The sequence below is a fragment of the Lacrimispora amygdalina genome (genome assembly GCF_900205965.1).
Taxonomy (GTDB): domain Bacteria; phylum Bacillota; class Clostridia; order Lachnospirales; family Lachnospiraceae; genus Lacrimispora; species Lacrimispora amygdalina_A.
This window is the reverse complement of record NZ_OAOF01000028.1, coordinates 25,347-42,009: the sequence shown is the minus strand read 5'-3', so window position 1 is coordinate 42,009 and position 16,663 is coordinate 25,347. Positions and strand designations below refer to the sequence as shown.

14 protein-coding genes and 1 other annotated feature are annotated in these 16,663 nt (G+C 43.9%); of the genes, 2 read left to right on the top strand and 12 right to left on the bottom strand.

The features are described from left to right. Nucleotides 1–171: 171 nt before the first annotated feature. From CRO04_RS23155 to coaBC, 7 genes are all read right to left on the bottom strand, one after another. Complete coding sequence (locus CRO04_RS23155; RefSeq protein WP_097006620.1) at nt 172–1,071, bottom strand: MetQ/NlpA family ABC transporter substrate-binding protein; 900 nt, start codon at nt 1,069–1,071, stop codon at nt 172–174. 45 nt (nt 1,072–1,116) lie between these two features. Continuing rightward, the gene (locus CRO04_RS23150; RefSeq protein ID WP_097006619.1) at nt 1,117–1,782 is read right to left on the bottom strand and encodes a methionine ABC transporter permease; all 666 of its coding nucleotides are present in this window, start codon (nt 1,780–1,782) and stop codon (nt 1,117–1,119) included. Further along, the gene (locus CRO04_RS23145; RefSeq protein ID WP_097006618.1) at nt 1,772–2,794 is read right to left on the bottom strand and encodes a methionine ABC transporter ATP-binding protein; all 1,023 of its coding nucleotides are present in this window, start codon (nt 2,792–2,794) and stop codon (nt 1,772–1,774) included. The genes CRO04_RS23150 and CRO04_RS23145 overlap by 11 nt, the downstream gene beginning before the upstream one ends. Nucleotides 2,795–3,127: 333 nt before the next feature. Continuing rightward, nucleotides 3,128–4,531, bottom strand: coding sequence for a dipeptidase PepV (gene pepV, locus CRO04_RS23140; RefSeq protein ID WP_097006617.1), 1,404 nt, complete (start codon nt 4,529–4,531; stop codon nt 3,128–3,130). A 31-nt stretch (nt 4,532–4,562) separates the two neighbouring features. Further along, the gene (locus CRO04_RS23135; protein ID WP_097006616.1) at nt 4,563–5,015 is read right to left on the bottom strand and encodes a GatB/YqeY domain-containing protein; all 453 of its coding nucleotides are present in this window, start codon (nt 5,013–5,015) and stop codon (nt 4,563–4,565) included. Between the two features lie 48 nt (nt 5,016–5,063). Continuing rightward, the gene (locus tag CRO04_RS23130) at nt 5,064–6,653 is read right to left on the bottom strand and encodes a peptide chain release factor 3 (RefSeq protein WP_097006615.1); all 1,590 of its coding nucleotides are present in this window, start codon (nt 6,651–6,653) and stop codon (nt 5,064–5,066) included. Nucleotides 6,654–6,757: 104 nt separating this feature from the next. After that, complete coding sequence (coaBC, locus tag CRO04_RS23125; RefSeq protein WP_097006614.1) at nt 6,758–7,945, bottom strand: bifunctional phosphopantothenoylcysteine decarboxylase/phosphopantothenate--cysteine ligase CoaBC; 1,188 nt, start codon at nt 7,943–7,945, stop codon at nt 6,758–6,760. An 84-nt stretch (nt 7,946–8,029) separates the two neighbouring features. Between coaBC and CRO04_RS23120 the strand changes: the two genes are divergently transcribed. Both CRO04_RS23120 and sigG read left to right on the top strand, forming a co-directional pair. Further along, nucleotides 8,030–8,794, top strand: coding sequence for a type III pantothenate kinase (locus CRO04_RS23120; protein ID WP_097006613.1), 765 nt, complete (start codon nt 8,030–8,032; stop codon nt 8,792–8,794). A gap of 112 nt (nt 8,795–8,906) precedes the next feature. After that, nucleotides 8,907–9,683, top strand: coding sequence for an RNA polymerase sporulation sigma factor SigG (sigG, locus tag CRO04_RS23115; RefSeq protein ID WP_097006612.1), 777 nt, complete (start codon nt 8,907–8,909; stop codon nt 9,681–9,683). 77 nt (nt 9,684–9,760) lie between these two features. Here the strand turns inward: sigG and sigE are convergent, their stop codons facing one another. The 5 genes from sigE to CRO04_RS23090 form a co-directional block, all read right to left on the bottom strand. Next, a complete protein-coding gene (gene sigE, locus CRO04_RS23110) occupies nt 9,761–10,501 on the bottom strand; it encodes an RNA polymerase sporulation sigma factor SigE (protein WP_097006611.1) in 741 nt (246 codons plus the stop codon). Nucleotides 10,502–10,530: 29 nt separating this feature from the next. Then, nucleotides 10,531–11,424, bottom strand: a complete 894-nt coding sequence (locus CRO04_RS23105) for a sigma-E processing peptidase SpoIIGA (RefSeq protein ID WP_097006610.1) — start codon at nt 11,422–11,424, stop codon at nt 10,531–10,533. A 237-nt stretch (nt 11,425–11,661) separates the two neighbouring features. Continuing rightward, a complete protein-coding gene (locus CRO04_RS23100; RefSeq protein ID WP_097006609.1) occupies nt 11,662–14,301 on the bottom strand; it encodes a valine--tRNA ligase in 2,640 nt (879 codons plus the stop codon). A gap of 62 nt (nt 14,302–14,363) precedes the next feature. Beyond that, nucleotides 14,364–14,586, bottom strand: a binding site (T-box leader). Nucleotides 14,587–14,625: 39 nt separating this feature from the next. Further along, the gene (locus CRO04_RS23095) at nt 14,626–15,441 is read right to left on the bottom strand and encodes a tetratricopeptide repeat protein (protein ID WP_097006608.1); all 816 of its coding nucleotides are present in this window, start codon (nt 15,439–15,441) and stop codon (nt 14,626–14,628) included. Then, on the bottom strand, nt 15,438–16,661 hold the full coding sequence (locus CRO04_RS23090) for a DUF5716 family protein (protein WP_097006607.1): 1,224 nt from the start codon (nt 16,659–16,661) through the stop codon (nt 15,438–15,440). The genes CRO04_RS23095 and CRO04_RS23090 overlap by 4 nt, the downstream gene beginning before the upstream one ends. Nucleotides 16,662–16,663: the final 2 nt, after the last annotated feature.

Here is a 16,663-nt window from a genome sequence, read left to right as displayed (position 1 = left end):
TTAGTGTGGTTGGCGAACCTACACTTATTATATCATTGGAGGTTTTTTCTGTAAGCTAAAGCGGCTGTGGACGCACCTGCATAGCAGGTGGTTTATTAAAAGACTGCTATACAAAAAAACAGCAGGGACTTTTTTTCCCTGCTGCATGATAAAACAATACTATTTCTTTAATTAAAAGGAAGGAACAACTGCTCCGTCATAGGTATCCTCAATAAATTTCTTTACTGTATCACTGGTTAATGCCTCTATAAGGGCTTTTGTCTTATCGTTTGTCTCATCTCCCTTGCGGACTGCAACGATATTGCTGTAGCGTGTAGCCGCAATAGAAGCTGCATCTTCTACTGCAAGCGCATCAGATACCTTTAATCCTGCATCAATGGCATAGTTACCGTTAATAACTGCAACATCTACATCACCAAGAGAGCGGGGAAGCTGTGCTGCCTCTACTTCAACGATCTTAAAGTTTTTGTCATTTTTTACAATATCATTCTTCGTTGCTTCCAGACCAACGCCATCCTTTAACTGGATCAGGCCATTGTCAGCCAGAAGATTCAATGCTCTTGCCTCATTGGAAACATCGTTTGGTACGGCGATCTGGGCTCCGTCAGCAAGATCTTTTAAAGACTTGCTCTTTCCTGCATAGATTCCGTACGGCTCATAATGGATGGAGCCTGCACTGACTAACTCAGTCCCCTTCTCTTCATTGAACTGATCCAGATACGGCTGATGCTGGAAGTAGTTCGCATCTAAATCACCGGAATCAAGTGCTACATTTGGCTGTACGTAATCGGTATATTCTTTCACAACCAGCTCATAACCTTTTTCTTTTAAAATATCCTTTGCAGCATTTAAGATCTCTGCATGAGGAGCTGGTGTAGCGCCTACTACAATTTTTTCCAGTTTGCCGGAAGCCTCTGTCTTGCTTTCTGCTTCCGCTTTCGTCTCTGATGCAGTGGTTTCAGCTTTTGAATCTGCTGCAGTGGTCGCCGGTGTTTCTTTGCTTCCAGCACAGCCGGTCAGTGCTCCTGCCAAAAGAAGGGCTGCGGTCAGAGCATAAATAGATTTTTTCATAATAATTTCCTCCTGAAATATATTTGGTAACGCCAGTGGCAGTTACTATCTGATTCGCTTGTCACTCATTCTGGAAAGTTTCATACCTGCTTCCTGAATAACCTGGACAATAATAACAAGAATCGCAACGGTAATAAACATCATCAGAGTCTGGTACCGGTAATAGCCATATTTAATGGCGATATCACCCAGACCGCCTCCGCCTACAAAGCCTGACATTGCGGAATACGCCAGTATGGTCGTAACCGATAAAGCAGCTCCAACCAACAGGGAAGGTTTTGCTTCCGGCAGAAGAACCTTCCAGATTATCTGCATCACAGACGCTCCCATGGATTTGGCTGCCTCTATTACCCCTGCATCCACTTCTTTAAAAGAAGATTCCACCACACGGGCCACATAAGGGGCTGATGCGATCACCAGAGGAGGTATTACAGCTTTCGCCCCAAGTGTTGTTCCTGCGATCACCTTGGTAATTGGCATAACCATAATAAGCAGGATAATAAATGGAACAGAACGCAGCAGGTTAATGATCAGACCCAGAATTCTCTGCAGCCACGGAACCGGATAGATTCCATCTCTATCCATAACTATGAGTATAATTCCTAAGGGTATTCCAATCAGATAAGCAAAAAAGGATGAAGCAAATGTCATGTATAAAGTTTCCCAGACTCCTAATTTCAACATATCTATAGTCGCAGCATCAAAGGTCATAATCCTTCACCTCCTCAAAATTAATCTTTGCTGTTTTTAAATAATTTAAGATCCGGTTCTGGTCAATTTCCTCTTCCGGCAGCTGGATCACCATCTGGCCCATGGCAGTTCCTCCAATATCACGGGTTTCCGCATGCATAATATTTACCGGCACCTTACAGGCGAGAATCATATTGGAAAGAACCGGTTCAAAGGAAGAACGCCCGTCAAAGGAAATACGGATTCTTCTGTTGCCTCCAAACCCTATGGCCTGTTCTGCCGCATCTCCAAGAATCAGCTGTCTTCCGATTTTGGATTTGGGTTCGGAAAAGATATCTGCTACGCAGCCCACCTCAGCGATATGACTCTGGTCAATGATGGCAACCCGGTCACAGATCGCTTCAATCACCGCCATTTCATGAGTAATTACAACAACAGTAACACCCAGGTTTTTGTTGATCTCTTTTAAAAGGCCCAGTATGGATTTGGTCGTATTAGGGTCTAAGGCACTGGTTGCCTCATCACACAGAAGAATCTTAGGATTTGTGGCTAGGGCTCTCGCTATGGCCACCCTCTGTTTCTGACCTCCGGAAAGCTGAGAAGGATAGGCTTTCGCCCGATCCTTTAAACCAACCAGCTCCAGCAGCTCCATGGCTCTTTTTACCGCTTCCTTTTTAGGCATATATGCTATTTCCAACGGGAAGCATATATTCTGTAGTACATTTCTCTGGGCAAGTAAATTAAACTGCTGGAAAATCATACCCATAGACTGTCTCGCCAGCCTCTGCTGCCTGGAATTCATGGCTGCCAGGCTTTGATTTTCAAAAAGCACCTCACCGGATGTAGGCACCTCTAAATAATTAATACAACGGACGAGGGTGCTTTTTCCGGCTCCGCTTAAACCGATGATTCCAAATATCTCCCCCCGTTCAATGGACAGATTAATATCGTCTAATGCTTTAATGGGACCGCTTGAGGTATGAAATTCTTTTCCCAGTCCGACCAGCTGAATAATAGGTTCTTCTGACTGCATGTGTCGTTTCCTTTCTTTTTATGTACAAAAAGGCCGCAAGCCTTGCACAGACCTGCGACCCGAAACTTCCGCATATGCGGTTTCCAGCAAACACCAATCACAATCCTATACAAATGAATTCCTTTATCGGTTTTTTACGTATCCAGAGTAACAACACATCATCATACACATGTCGTTCATCTGATCCATATTCATCTGCATAGCTGTTAACCGGGTCATGGCAACCGCTCCTTTCCCTAAATCCTACGGAAATAGTAGGTATGTCTTTATGAGGCGTATTGTACGCTTTCTATTCCGTTTTGTCAATAGTTTTTTTTAATATGCAAAAATTTTTTATGAACAGAGATCTATAATTACCTGCGCAAAGATCTTGGCACTTACCAAAAGCTCATCAATGACAGCAAACTCATCGGCTCCATGCATACGGTTGTCTGTTCCAGGTAAAGAAGCGCCGAAAGCGACTCCATTCTCCAGCTCATGAACATAGGTGCCGCCTCCCATGGAAACGCACTCTCCCTTTAAACCGGTATATGATTCATACGCATTCAGCAGAGTTTTTACAAATACTGAATCTCCGTCAACATGATGCGGCGGACGCATGGAATCATTATGCAGGGTAAATCCCTTTTCTTCCATATTCTTTCTCACTACATCCAAAACATTTTCCTTTGTAGCGCAGATTGGACAGCGGCTGTCAAAGGTTCCGTTAAGGCCTGAATCAGTGACTTCCAGCAGGCTGAAGGCCAGAGTCAGTTCTCCTGAAAGCTCATCACTCATGGCAATTCCCAGTGCTTTTCCTTCTGTATCTCCGTGAGGAATCAGTTCCATAAGACGTCCGATCATGGTAATCTGCGGACATTTTGCAAAAGGAAGTCTGGTTAAATAAACCAGCAGACCGGTCAATGCATTGTTGCCCTCTTCAGGAGTAGAAGCGTGGGCGCCCTCACCCACTGCAGTAATATGGGTTATGTCTCCCTCAAAAGCCAATTCGTAGCGGACACCGGTTTCTTTCTCACATTCTGAGGCAGCACGGCTTAATACTTCTTTATCAAACCCGGCAACATCAGCACTTGCTTTACCAGGTACAACATTGACTTTAAGTCCTGCTTTGATGCTTACCAGTTTGGGAAGTGCCTCGGAAGGCTCCCAGTCAGCAGTAAAATGACCATTTAATCCGCCCTTTTCCGTATTCACCACAGGAAAAGCACCATCTGGTGAAAATGTCATGGGAGCTTCCTTTTCGATGGAATAATAATGAGCAATGTCGGAGCTGCCGCATTCTTCATCTGTACCAAGGATCAGGCGTACATTCTTCTTTAAGGGAATATTTAACTCCTTTACAGCGCGCATTGCATAAAGTGCAGCTACAGCAGGTCCTTTATCATCGGAAGTTCCACGTCCAAATAACTTATCACCTTTTACAACCGGCTCAAAGGGGTCTGTCTCTTTCCAGCCTTCTCCCGCCGGTACCACATCAAGGTGAGCCAGAATATCAAGCTGGTGTTCCTTGTCATTTAAATCAGCGGTTCCCACATAGTTATCATAATTGTTGATGGTAAAACCATAAGAGTCTGCCATTTCAAGTGCTTCCTCCAATGCCCTAAATGCCCCGGGACCATAAGGCATGCCCTCTTTATAAGGCATCTTTTCACTGTTGATTCTGCAAAGCCTGCAGATATCCCGGATCATCTCCTCCTTATGAGAATCAATGTACTGGCTAATCTCTTTCTTATACATAATCCGCACCCCTTCCTGTATTCTGATCTATTTATTTCATCATGCCTGCCAGTGTTTCATTCACAACCTTGCCGTCTGCCTTACCCTTTACCTTCGGCATCAGCACCTTCATGATTTTTCCCTTATCTGCTGCAGTAGGTGTTTCTATTCCAAGTTCAGCCAGCACCGCACCGATGATTTCCTTAATCTGGTCAACTCCCATGTCCTCCGGAGCAAATTCTTTATATACTGAAATTCTGAAAGATGCCTCTTCTTTTATGTCTGTACGGTCTGCCGGTGCCTGTTCAAAGGTTTCCTGAGTCTGTCTTATTTCCTTTTTCACAACTGCGTCGGCTTCTTCCTCCGTAATCGGTGTATGATCCTTCTTATCAATCTCAAAATTCTTAAGCGCAGAAAGGAGCATGGATAAAGCATCTTTTTTCTGTTTATCCTTTGCCTTCATCGCCTCTACCATTGCCTGTCTTACTTCATCAATTCTACTCATTATCTGCTTCCTCCTTGTTTTTATACAGTTCCAGGTCCTGCTTTCAATCTAATTATGTCCAAATTCAGAAAGCTTCAGGCCTGGATTGCGATCCAGTACCATTCCCACACTCCAGCTGTTCACAAAAAGGAGCAGCGGGTTGTCCTTTAAATCCTTAATGCGCTTCATATCTGATGTTCCCTGAATCTTTGACACATCAATCTCAGCGCTGTTCTCTACCCAGCGGATATATTCATATGGCAGCTTCTCAAGCTTTACTTCTACGTTATATTCATTCTCCAGCCGGTACGTCAGCACTTCAAACTGCAGTTCCCCCACAACGCCTACGATAATCTCCTCCATACCAGTATTAAACTCCTGGAAGATCTGAATCGCACCCTCCTGGGCAATCTGATTGACTCCTTTGATAAACTGCTTCCGTTTCATGGTATCAATCTGGCGCACTCTGGCAAAATGCTCAGGCGCAAACGTTGGGATTCCTTCAAATTCGAATTTTTCATTGGATTTACACAGAGTATCTCCTATGGAAAAAATACCGGGATCAAACACACCGATGATATCTCCGCCGTATGCCTCTTCCACAATCTTTCTATCCTGTGCCATCATCTGCTGCGGCTGGGACAGACGAAGCTTTTTCCCGCCCTGCACATGGTTTACTTCCATTCCGGCATCGAATTTTCCAGAAACGATTCTCATAAATGCAATCCTGTCTCTGTGTGCTTTATTCATATTCGCCTGAATCTTAAAGACAAACGCAGAAAAATCCTCCTCAAAAGGATCAATCACTCCGGTTGTAGTAAGTCTGGGAAGGGGAGAAGTGGTCATCTGAAGAAAATGCTGTAAAAATGTCTCAACACCAAAGTTGGTCAGCGCTGAACCGAAAAAAACAGGAGATAAATCTCCTCTGCCCACCCGTTCCATATCCAGTTCATCACTGGCTCCGTCAAGCAGTTCAATCTCATCCATCAGCTGGCTGTGAAAGGATGGTCCGATCAGATCATCCACCTGGCTGTCACCTAACTGAACCTCTGTGGATTCTACTTCCTTCTGTCCGTTCATGGCTGCTTTAAAGGTGGTAATCGTACCTTTATAACGGTCATAAACTCCTTTAAAATCTCTTCCGCAGCCAATGGGCCAGTTTACCGGGCAGGTTCTGATTCCCAGTACGGATTCAATCTCATCCATCAGTTCAAAGGGATCTCTCGCTTCCCGGTCCATCTTATTTATAAAAGTAAAAATAGGTATATGTCTCATAACACAGACCTTAAAAAGCTTAATTGTCTGCGCCTCCACACCCTTGGAACCATCAATAACCATGACTGCAGAGTCTGCTGCCATTAAAGTACGGTATGTGTCCTCCGAGAAATCCTGATGTCCCGGTGTGTCCAGAATATTGATACAAAATCCGTCGTAATTAAACTGTAAAACGGAGGAGGTTACGGAAATACCTCTTTCCTTTTCGATCTCCATCCAGTCGGAAACCGCATGTCTTGATGACTTTCTGCCTTTTACGGAGCCGGCTAAATTAATCGCTCCTCCATATAGAAGAAACTTCTCTGTCAGTGTGGTCTTTCCCGCATCTGGATGGGAAATGATGGCAAAGGTTCTTCTTTTCTTTATTTCTTCTGCAATATTCACAAAAATAATTCCTCCAATTATACGTCTGAGTCCTGTCTATTGTAGTATGATTCTAACCATAAGTCAAGATTCACTCTGGCAGTTGGAATACGGAATTTTTCCTGCTACGTGGGAAAAATCTCAGATAAGAGACGGTGTGCCACTTCCTCTTTTGTCATCTTATCAAGAGCTTTCTCTTTGTCCCTGGTGATGATGGTGACCACATTGGTATCCGTACCGAATCCGGCACCTTCCACCTTTAAATTATTTGCTACAATCATATCTATTTTTTTCCGTTTCAGCTTCTCCCTGGAATTTTCCAGCATATTTTCTGTTTCCATGGAAAAGCCGCAGAGAATCTGGCCCTTCTGTTTATGCTCTCCAAGCCATTTTAAAATATCTTCTGTCCGCTCCAGTTCCAGGGACAAATCTCCGTCTTTTTTCTTGGTTTTCTCTGTATTCACATGTGAGGGACGATAATCCGCGACTGCTGCTGCCTTGATGACTGCATCCTGATCTTTGGCCTCTTTTTTCACAGCTTCAAACATGTCCCTGGCACTCTCTATCTCAATCACTTTCACAAATGCAGGTTTCTTAAGCTCCGTTTTTCCGGTTACAAGAGTAACCTCGGCTCCTCTTAAAGCCGCAGCCCTGGCTACGGCATATCCCATTTTTCCGGTAGAAAAATTAGTGAGATAGCGGACTGGGTCCAGTGCTTCTCTTGTAGGCCCCGCTGTAACGAGAATCTTCTTTCCCTCCAGATCTTTTTGATATGCAGCCTCTTTTTCAATGTATTCAAAAAGAGTTTCCGGTTCCGGCATCTTGCCGGCACCGACATCCCCGCATGCCAGATAACCTACCGCAGGAGTAATGACTTCCATTCCGTAAGACTGGCAGATTCTTATATTATCCTGTACAATAGGGTTTTCATACATGTTTGTATTCATGGCAGGAGCAATTAATTTCTTACATCTGCATGCCAGAACCGTAGTGGAAAGCATATCATCAGCCAAACCGTGTGCAAGCTTTGCAATTACGTTGGCACTGGCCGGTGCGATCATCACCACATCCGCCAACTTCGCGATGGATACATGTTCAACCTGATACTGAAAGTTTCGGTCAAAGGTATCCACCAGACATTTATTGCCGGTCAGTGATTCAAAGGTAATGGGATTTATAAAATTTGTGGCATTCTCAGTCATGATTACGTGGACGTTACAGCCTTTCTTCACCAGCATGCTGGCCAGCCCGGCTGTTTTGTAAGCAGCAATACTTCCTGTAACGCCCAGAATTATAGTTTTTCCTTTCAGCATAATAGCCTCCCGTTGTTTTTCCATTCAAAATATGATACTCTACAGTATAGCACAAGAAAAAAAAGTTGGAAAGGAGTTCTCTCCATGATTTTAGCCATTGATATCGGTAACAGTAATATTGTTATAGGAGGCATCGATAACAGCAAAACGTATTTTGTTGAACGGGTGAACACCAATCACAGAAAAACGGAGCTGGAATATGCCGTAAATATAAAGGACATCATGAATCTTAACGGATTTCCGCTTTCCTCTATAGAAGGATCAATCGTATCCTCCGTCGTTCCACCACTCACGGAGGTAATCCTCTCTGCAGTCAGAAAACTGACAGGTAATACACCTCTTCTTGTTGGCTCAGGCATGAAGACAGGACTGAACATAAAGATGGATAATCCAAAGGCTGTTGGAAGTGACTTAATTGTGGATGCCGTTGCTGCTTTAAAGGATTTTGCACCTCCGATCATCGTGATTGACATGGGAACTGCAACCACCGTATCTGTCATCGACCAGCAGGGGAATTTTACAGGAGGCATCATCTTCCCGGGGCTCAGAGTTTCCCTGGATTCATTAAGCAGCCGGGCTGCCCAGCTTCCTTATATCGGTTTGGAAAAGCCTTCACGAATCATTGGAAAAAACACCATCGACAGCATGAGAAACGGCATATTATACGGCAATGCGGCGATGATTGACGGTATCATTGACCGGATGCAGGAAGAGCTTCATATGGAAGCCAGTCTCGTTGCAACAGGCGGTCTTGCATCCTCTGTTATATCCCTGTGCCGCCACAACATACATTACGACGATGCTCTCCTGCTGAAAGGTCTGCAGATTTTATATGAAAAAAACAGGTAAAGGAAAACTGCCCAAAAACTGGAAATAAATTTTAATTCGGCAATCGTATAAAAGCCCTCGAATAAGTACATCATTTCTATGTAAGAGAATAAAATGATGCGGAGGGAAAGATATGTCTGGATACAAAGTAGAGATTTGCGGCGTCAATACTTCCAAACTGCCTCTTCTGAGCAATGAAGAGAAGGAAGTCCTTTTCAAGCGGATACTTAACGGAGATAAAAAGGCCAGAGAAGATTACATCAAGGGGAACTTAAGACTGGTTCTCAGCGTTATACAGCGTTTTTCCGGCAGCAGCGAAAATGTGGACGATTTGTTTCAAATTGGCTGCATTGGGCTGATCAAGGCCATTGATAACTTTGATATTACGCAGAATGTCCGGTTTTCCACCTATGCAGTACCCATGATTCTGGGTGAGGTGCGGCGTTATCTTCGGGATAATAACTCCATCCGCGTCAGCCGTTCCCTGCGTGATACTGCTTATAAAGCAATATACGCCAAAGAAAACCTGATGAAAAAGAACTTGAAAGAACCTTCTCTCATGGAAATAGCAGATGAAATCGGAGTCAGCAAGGAAGATATCACCTATGCACTTGATGCAATCCAAAGCCCGGTCAGTTTATATGAACCGGTATACTCGGATGGGGGGGATCCTCTCTATGTCATGGACCAGATCAGTGACAAGAAAAACCTGGAGGAAAACTGGGTTGAGGACATCTCCTTAAACGAGGCCATGAGAAGACTTCCTGAACGGGAAAGACATATTATCGATATGCGTTTTTTTGAAGGAAAGACCCAGACGGAAGTTGCGGAAGAAATTCATATCAGTCAGGCTCAGGTGAGCAGACTGGAAAAGAATGCACTGAAAACCATGAAAAATTATCTTTCATAAACCTTCATGTAAACTCAACATGATATAAGCCCACCTTTTTTAAAGGCAGGCTTACATACATAATTAGAATTGTTTCTTTATTCAAACCGCACAATTTCTTTTTTCAGCCGCTTCATGATTTTTTTCTCAAGTCTTGATATGTAGGATTGGGAAATGCCAAGTAAATCCGCCACTTCTTTCTGTGTCATCTCTTCCCCGTCCTCGTCGGAAAGACCAAACCGCAGCTCCACAATTTTACGCTCCCTGGGGCTTAAACGGCTGATTGCTGAATTCAGGAGATTTCTTTCCACCTCTGTTTCTAAGTCTTTATATATTACATCCTCATCTGTACCAAGAATATCGGACAGCAGAAGCTCATTTCCATCCCAATCCACATTTAAGGGTTCATCAATTGATACTTCCATTTTAGTCTTATTATTTCTTCTTAAATACATGAGTATTTCATTTTCAATACAGCGGGAAGCATAAGTTGCTAATTTTATATTTTTTGACGGATTAAAGGTATTAATCGCTTTAATCAGTCCGATGGTGCCAATTGAAATCAGATCTTCCACACCAACACTTGTATTATCAAACTTTTTGGCAATATAGACAACAAGGCGGAGATTGTGTTCAATCAATTCTGATTTCGCTTTCTGGTCCTCATCTCCTCCAAGAAGGGCAATAACCTGGGCTTCTCTCTCATTATCCAGTGGCGCAGGCAGGATATCCGCACCTCCTATATAATGGACCTCACCCTGAGACGGCATCATCAATGTTCTGAATGTAGGTATTGCTTTAAACTGAAAACGATTTGGTACGGATACTTTTATAATCATGTCGACACTCTCTCCTTTACATCATACAATTACTCATCGTGCAGCAGCATCTGATATTCTCCGCTTGCAGACAGCGCTTTTTTGCAGACAGCCACCAGAGGCTTTTCAATTATTCTTACATCATCTCCCTGACGTATCTCCATCTCATCTAAAAAAATCCCAGGCATGACTCCGTCTGATTTTCCCACACTTCCGAACGGAATATAAACTACTTCCGAAACACTCTCACACAGTTCACGGACGGCTTCATAGGTCACAACGTGGACGGGACGGCGGCTTACCGGCTCATAAAGGCGGTTACCTGTATCAAGAAGAGCAGTCACCCTCTTTTCCTTTCCTCTGTAATGCATGGTGACTTCATAAAAATTGCTCTTTGCTTTCCACAGCTTCGGCAGCCATCGAAGCAATACCCGGATTCCAAAATAGGACCCGGCACCAAAAAAAATAAACTGGTAAAAAGGAATGGCCCTGCCTGTATTTCCTCTAAGAATCTGTTCTATATAATAGCCGGTCTTCGTATGTTGATATAGGAACTCCATGATTCCACCAACAGCTACAGAAGCCAGATAAAGGGCTATTACTCCTTTTCCGATATCTTTGGGTTTTCTTAAGTTGAAAGCAGTCATCACCATCAGGGTACTGACCCCCAGATAGGTAACTGCCATCTCAGGTATTATAGGTAAATAGGGAAAAGCAGCGGCAAACACGGCCCACGCTGCTCCCAAAACTGCTCCCAGAATCAGCCTCCACCAAATCAGACGGTATTTCATTCCCCGTCTTACGATGGACAATACCAGAAAATCCATGGTAAAATTAATGAAGAACAATACATCTATGTACAGGTTTATTTCCGTTGCTGCGTTCACCTCCCGCCCTGTACGAACATTATAGCCAGTAATCCATTCAGAATTTGTCAAAACCACGGAAAAAATTCCATTTTTTCATCGTCTTTTTCCAACCTGCAATGCCAGTTCCCGACAGTTTTTTACAGACCGGATCTGATCTTTTTGTCTACTTTCGTTAATTAAAAGACAGCGCTCTGAGGTAAGAATCTTTCCCAACCAGATACAGACAACAAAAAAAACAGCCGGACACGGGATTAAAATCCGTGTTCGACTGTTTTTTCAACCAATCTTGTATTGTCGATTTTATTTAAAAGATTAAGAGAGCTGGGAAAGACGTTCTTTTACCTGTTCCATCATCTGAGCATACTTCTCAAGCTTTGCTTTCTCTTCTTCAATTTTAGACGCAGGCGCCTTGCTTACAAACTTTTCGTTGCTTAACATGTTACGCACACGGAAAAGCTCCTTCTCCAGACGCTCCTCTTCCTTCTTCAGGCGTTCAATCTCCTTTTCAATATCAACCAGTTCTGCAAATGGCATATAAATAACTGCCTGGTGAATCACTGCAGAGACTGCATCTTCGCCGATTCCTTCCTTATCCTTCTGTATGCATACTTCACCTGCATACCCCAGAGCAGCAAAAAATACTTTGCTGCGTTCAAAAATATCAAGAACATCCTGATTCTCTGAAACAACATACACCTTTGCTTTTTTGCTTGGCGGAACGTTCATGGAAGTTCTTACATTTCTGATACCCCGGACTGCTTCCTTAATGGTTTCAACAGCAAGCTCTTCCGCCTCAAATACATATTCCTCCCTGAATTCCGGCCATTTTGAGATCATGATTGACTCTTCTTCATCCTGAAGATTGCAGAAAATTTCTTCTGTCAGGAACGGCATATAGGGGTGAAGGAGCTTTAAGGAATTGATCAGAACCGTTTTCAGCGTCCACACCGCTGCATTCTTAGTGGTATCGTCATCATTCCACAGCCTTGGCTTCACCATCTCAATATACCAGTCGCAGAATTCTTCCCAGATAAAGTCATATACTTTAGACAGAGCAATCCCAAGCTCATATTTATCCAGATTCTCCGTCACATCTTTTGCAAGCATGTTAACTTTTGAAAGGATCCACTTATCAGCCATGGTAAGTTCAGTAAGCTGTGGGTTTGCATCAGGAGCCTTTTCGATATTCATCATAATAAACCGGGAAGCATTCCATACTTTATTGGCAAAATTCCTGCTTGCCTCTACCCGCTCCCAGTAAAAACGCATATCGTTTCCAGGTGCATTTCCGGTAATCAGCGTCATCCTCAGGGCATCTGCGCCGTATTTATCAATGACTTCCAGAGGATCAATTCCGTTTCCTAAGGATTTGCTCATTTTTCTTCCCTCAGAATCTCTTACCAGCCCATGAATCAGCACTGTATGGAAGGGAAGCTCCCCTGTCTGCTCAATTCCGGAGAAAACCATACGGATTACCCAGAAGAATATGATATCATAGCCGGTTACAAGGACACTGGTGGGATAGAAATACTTTAAATCCTCTGTATTTTCCGGCCAGCCCAGGGTTGAGAACGGCCAAAGCGCAGAGGAAAACCAGGTGTCGAGGGTGTCTTCATCCTGTGTGAAATGGGTACCGCCGCACTTTGGACATACATCAGGAGTTTCTTTTGAAACAATAATTTCATGACACTCATCGCAATAATATGCCGGTATCCGGTGTCCCCACCAGAGCTGTCTGGATATGCACCAGTCCCTGATATTCTCCAGCCAGTGAAGATAGATTTTATCAAAACGTTCCGGAACGAACTTCAGCTTACCGGTCTTTAATGCATCGATTGCCGGCTTTGCCATCTCTTCCATCTTAACAAACCACTGCTGCTTTACCATCGGCTCAACCGTTGTCTTACAGCGGTCATGAGTGCCGACTGCATGGGAATGGGGAACCACCTTAACTAAAAGTCCCAGTTCCTCTAAGTCCTTTACGATGGCTTTTCTGGCTTCATAACGCTCCATACCGTCGTATTTGCTTCCTGGAAGGCAGATAGTTGCATCGTCATTCATAATCGTAAGTTCCGCTAACTGATGTCTTCTGCCCACCTCAAAATCATTGGGGTCATGAGCAGGGGTGATCTTTACACAGCCGGTTCCGAATTCTTTGTCAACATAAGAATCTGCAATGACCGGAATCTCCCGTCCTGTAAGGGGGAGTACTAACATCTTTCCGATGATGTCCTGGTAACGTTCGTCATCCGGATTTACGGCCACCGCCGTATCTCCTAACAATGTTTCCGGTCTTGTGGTTGCTATCTCTACAAATCTTCCGTCCTCACCTGCAATCGGGTAGTTGATATGCCAGAAGAATCCGTTCTGGTCTTCATGCTCCACCTCTGCATCGGATATGGAGGTCTGGCAGACAGGACACCAGTTTACAATTCTGGATCCCTTATAGATATAGCCTTTTTCATACAACCGGATGAAAACTTCCTGTACAGCTTCGGAACATCCTTCATCCATGGTGAAACGCTCTCTGTCCCAGTCTGCGGAAGATCCCATCTTATGAAGCTGGTTGATGATGCGGCTGCCATATTCTTTTTTCCAGTCCCAGCACTTCTCCAGAAAGCCCTCCCGGCCTAAGTCATCTTTTTCGATTCCCTGGGCTCTTAAGCTTTCAATTACCTTCACTTCTGTTGCAATTGCCGCATGATCCGTACCAGGCTGCCATAATGCCTCTAAGCCCTGCATTCTCTTATAACGGATGAGAATATCCTGCATGGTATTATCAAGGGCATGCCCCATATGAAGATGCCCTGTAATATTGGGAGGCGGCATTACAATGGTAAACGGCTTTTTATTTTGATTGGGTTTGGCATGGAAATACTTTTTATCCAGCCATTTCTGATAAAGTTTGCCTTCAATCCCTGAGGGATCATAGGTTTTCTCCAACTCTTTCATAATCTTCTCCTTATGTTTTCATAGTATTTTTAAAAAACAAAAAGCCCTTTGCATCCGAGGACACAAAGGGCGAATAAACGCGGTACCACCTTTATTATGGCAGATTCAGCCATATCTCTATAAGCCTGTAACGGGGCCATACGTGAACGCTTACTATGTCATAAAACTTTCAGCCTTCCAGTTCCGAAGCTACCTTCCGCATACACTTCCTTAACCGTCTTTCAGCCAGTGGACGGTTTTCTCTTTCAGGGTTATGTGCGTACTCCTCTTCTTCAACACCTTTATCTGTTATCTAATATATGATAGTGGCTTTTTATCTTTTTGTCAAGACATAATATTGCGGTATTCCTTCTTCCATTTGGAAACCAGTTCTCCAGCTCCCTGAAACCGCTTAATTGGGTCTTTCTGAAACAATTGCTCCAGTTCATTCAGGCTTTGCGCCTTACCTGCCGCTTCATCTGCCAGTTCCCGTTCCTCCCTGCAGATTTTTTGCAGTTCTTCCGTCATGAGAGGCAAAAACCGTTCACCCGGAACCACAGAAGCATTCCACTGGCTTAAATGGCAGATTTTTTTTAATGCCTCCTCGCTTTTTGAAAGTTCGTATGACTTTTCATAAGCGCTCAAGGCTTTATCCATGAGAAACAGCCGGGCATAAGCCGCACCTAAGTTGTTATAAACTTTTGCTGTAAAAGCATCACTGCCTCTGTCCGCTTTCGTCATGTTGAGAATCTTAAGATATAGGGCAGCGGCTTTTCCGTACTGCTTTTTATGAAAGAGGAAATCCGCTTTCTCCTTAAACAGTTCCGACTGCGGCAGCCGGCGCAGGGATGCCAGCTTCTGACGGAACTGTCCCACCTCCGAAGCGCTGTAATAATCACATTCATGGAGAATCATGGCTAGAAGCTCATCTTCCTCTTCATCGCTTTTCTGCCATTTTTCAAGCTTCGCAGCAAAAAAAGCCATATCTAAATCTTCCCGGATAAATTCCAGAAGACTTTCATCTATGAATCCTTCCATCACAAGCAGAGGATTGTTGTAAATAACATAGCAAAGTTCCTGGGAAGAAAAAATCCGAATCCCCAGATACTCAAAGAAAAATGGCCGTTTTACCGGTTCCTGCCGGCACAGAATCAGACTCATAGCATAACCTCTTGCCTGATGACCGCATCCGTAGCAGGAAACAGCTCTCCAAAGCCCTTATCCTTTAATACCACTGCCATCGTCTTCTCATCTAAGAATCCAAAGCTGATTCCTAAGCGGGTGGTCCGGTCCGGGCGGTTGGGAAAACCCTCCAAAGGGATCTTTACCAGCCGTTTTTGCTTAGGGTCCATGGGAGTTACCAGAAATTCCACATAATCCTGTTTATCTATAATTAAGTCCACACTGCTTTTCGCTTCGTACCAGTTATCACCTGCTGCAGCTACTATGAGCTGACTCTCCCGTTCCTTGTGAAGCACGCGTAAGGATACTGTAGAATGCAGATGCCCTTCACAGATGCAGATAAACGGATACGCTGAGTTATCCTGTAAATAATCCATCCCCTTAAAAGCTGCACCTCTGGCAAACAGCTCCGGTTCCATATAGACCTTTCTTCTGGAACAGAGCATTTTCATGGAATCCTTCGCCCAGTCATGGCACTCAAATCCCTTTCCAGTAAGAAACACAGAGGAAAACAGCTTTTTCTGCATTAACCGGTCTACGCAGGAACATAAAATTTTATCTGCCAGTTTTCCCCCTGAGGGAGTATCCAGTATATCTAAATTAAAGCTTTCTTCTAAAGCCTCATGCTCTGCAATCACCATCATCTTCCTAAGGCCCCGCTGAACCTTCAGTTCATGATAATGAAAGGAGTCCTCCGATAAATCAAACACGCCCACCTGGTTGCCCCATACCTCTTTTTTCTGGCTTAGTACATAGTAAACAAAGCTTTCCGTATGGCTGATAATATGGACCCGTTCCCGTTCAATACCAAGAGCGTCAGCACAATACATCAGTGCATCCATCAGCTTTCCATCTACCTTCTGCATGGTAATCACCAGCTGTTTAATCTCCTCACAGAAGAATTCTTCCATAGGCAGCTTTAAAATTTTCTTTAAAAATAACTTTAATAAGTCAAGACCTTCATATTTTGTACCGCCAAGTGTTGCAGTACCGTCTTTTCTTACCATTTTTATCAGCTTGTCCACAATGATGCCTTCACCCACAAGAGTATAGGCATATGCCTCTTCTCCTATGTACCAGGCTTCCTCATCTTTTTTCTTGCAGATAACCGTAGGAATGCTCCATGATTTTTCTCTGTCATGGCAGCATATCCGGGTATAGGCATCACACAGGTCAAGCCCTATTATCAGTCCGTCCATTG

Bases quoted from the DNA above. Each gene is read 5' to 3' on its own strand.
- CRO04_RS23155 (WP_097006620.1), bottom strand. From the start codon at position 1,071: ATGAAAAAATCTATTTATGCTCTGACCGCAGCCCTTCTTTTGGCAGGA.
- CRO04_RS23150 (WP_097006619.1), bottom strand. From the start codon at position 1,782: ATGACCTTTGATGCTGCGACTATAGATATGTTGAAATTAGGAGTCTGG.
- CRO04_RS23145 (WP_097006618.1), bottom strand. From the start codon at position 2,794: ATGCAGTCAGAAGAACCTATTATTCAGCTGGTCGGACTGGGAAAAGAA.
- pepV (WP_097006617.1), bottom strand. From the start codon at position 4,531: ATGTATAAGAAAGAGATTAGCCAGTACATTGATTCTCATAAGGAGGAG.
- CRO04_RS23135 (WP_097006616.1), bottom strand. From the start codon at position 5,015: ATGAGTAGAATTGATGAAGTAAGACAGGCAATGGTAGAGGCGATGAAG.
- coaBC (WP_097006614.1), bottom strand. From the start codon at position 7,945: ATGCTGAAAGGAAAAACTATAATTCTGGGCGTTACAGGAAGTATTGCT.
- CRO04_RS23120 (WP_097006613.1), top strand. From the start codon at position 8,030: ATGATTTTAGCCATTGATATCGGTAACAGTAATATTGTTATAGGAGGC.
- sigG (WP_097006612.1), top strand. From the start codon at position 8,907: ATGTCTGGATACAAAGTAGAGATTTGCGGCGTCAATACTTCCAAACTG.
- sigE (WP_097006611.1), bottom strand. From the start codon at position 10,501: ATGATTATAAAAGTATCCGTACCAAATCGTTTTCAGTTTAAAGCAATA.
- CRO04_RS23100 (WP_097006609.1), bottom strand. From the start codon at position 14,301: ATGAAAGAGTTGGAGAAAACCTATGATCCCTCAGGGATTGAAGGCAAA.
- CRO04_RS23095 (WP_097006608.1), bottom strand. From the start codon at position 15,441: ATGAGTCTGATTCTGTGCCGGCAGGAACCGGTAAAACGGCCATTTTTC.
- CRO04_RS23090 (WP_097006607.1), bottom strand. From the start codon at position 16,661: ATGGACGGACTGATAATAGGGCTTGACCTGTGTGATGCCTATACCCGG.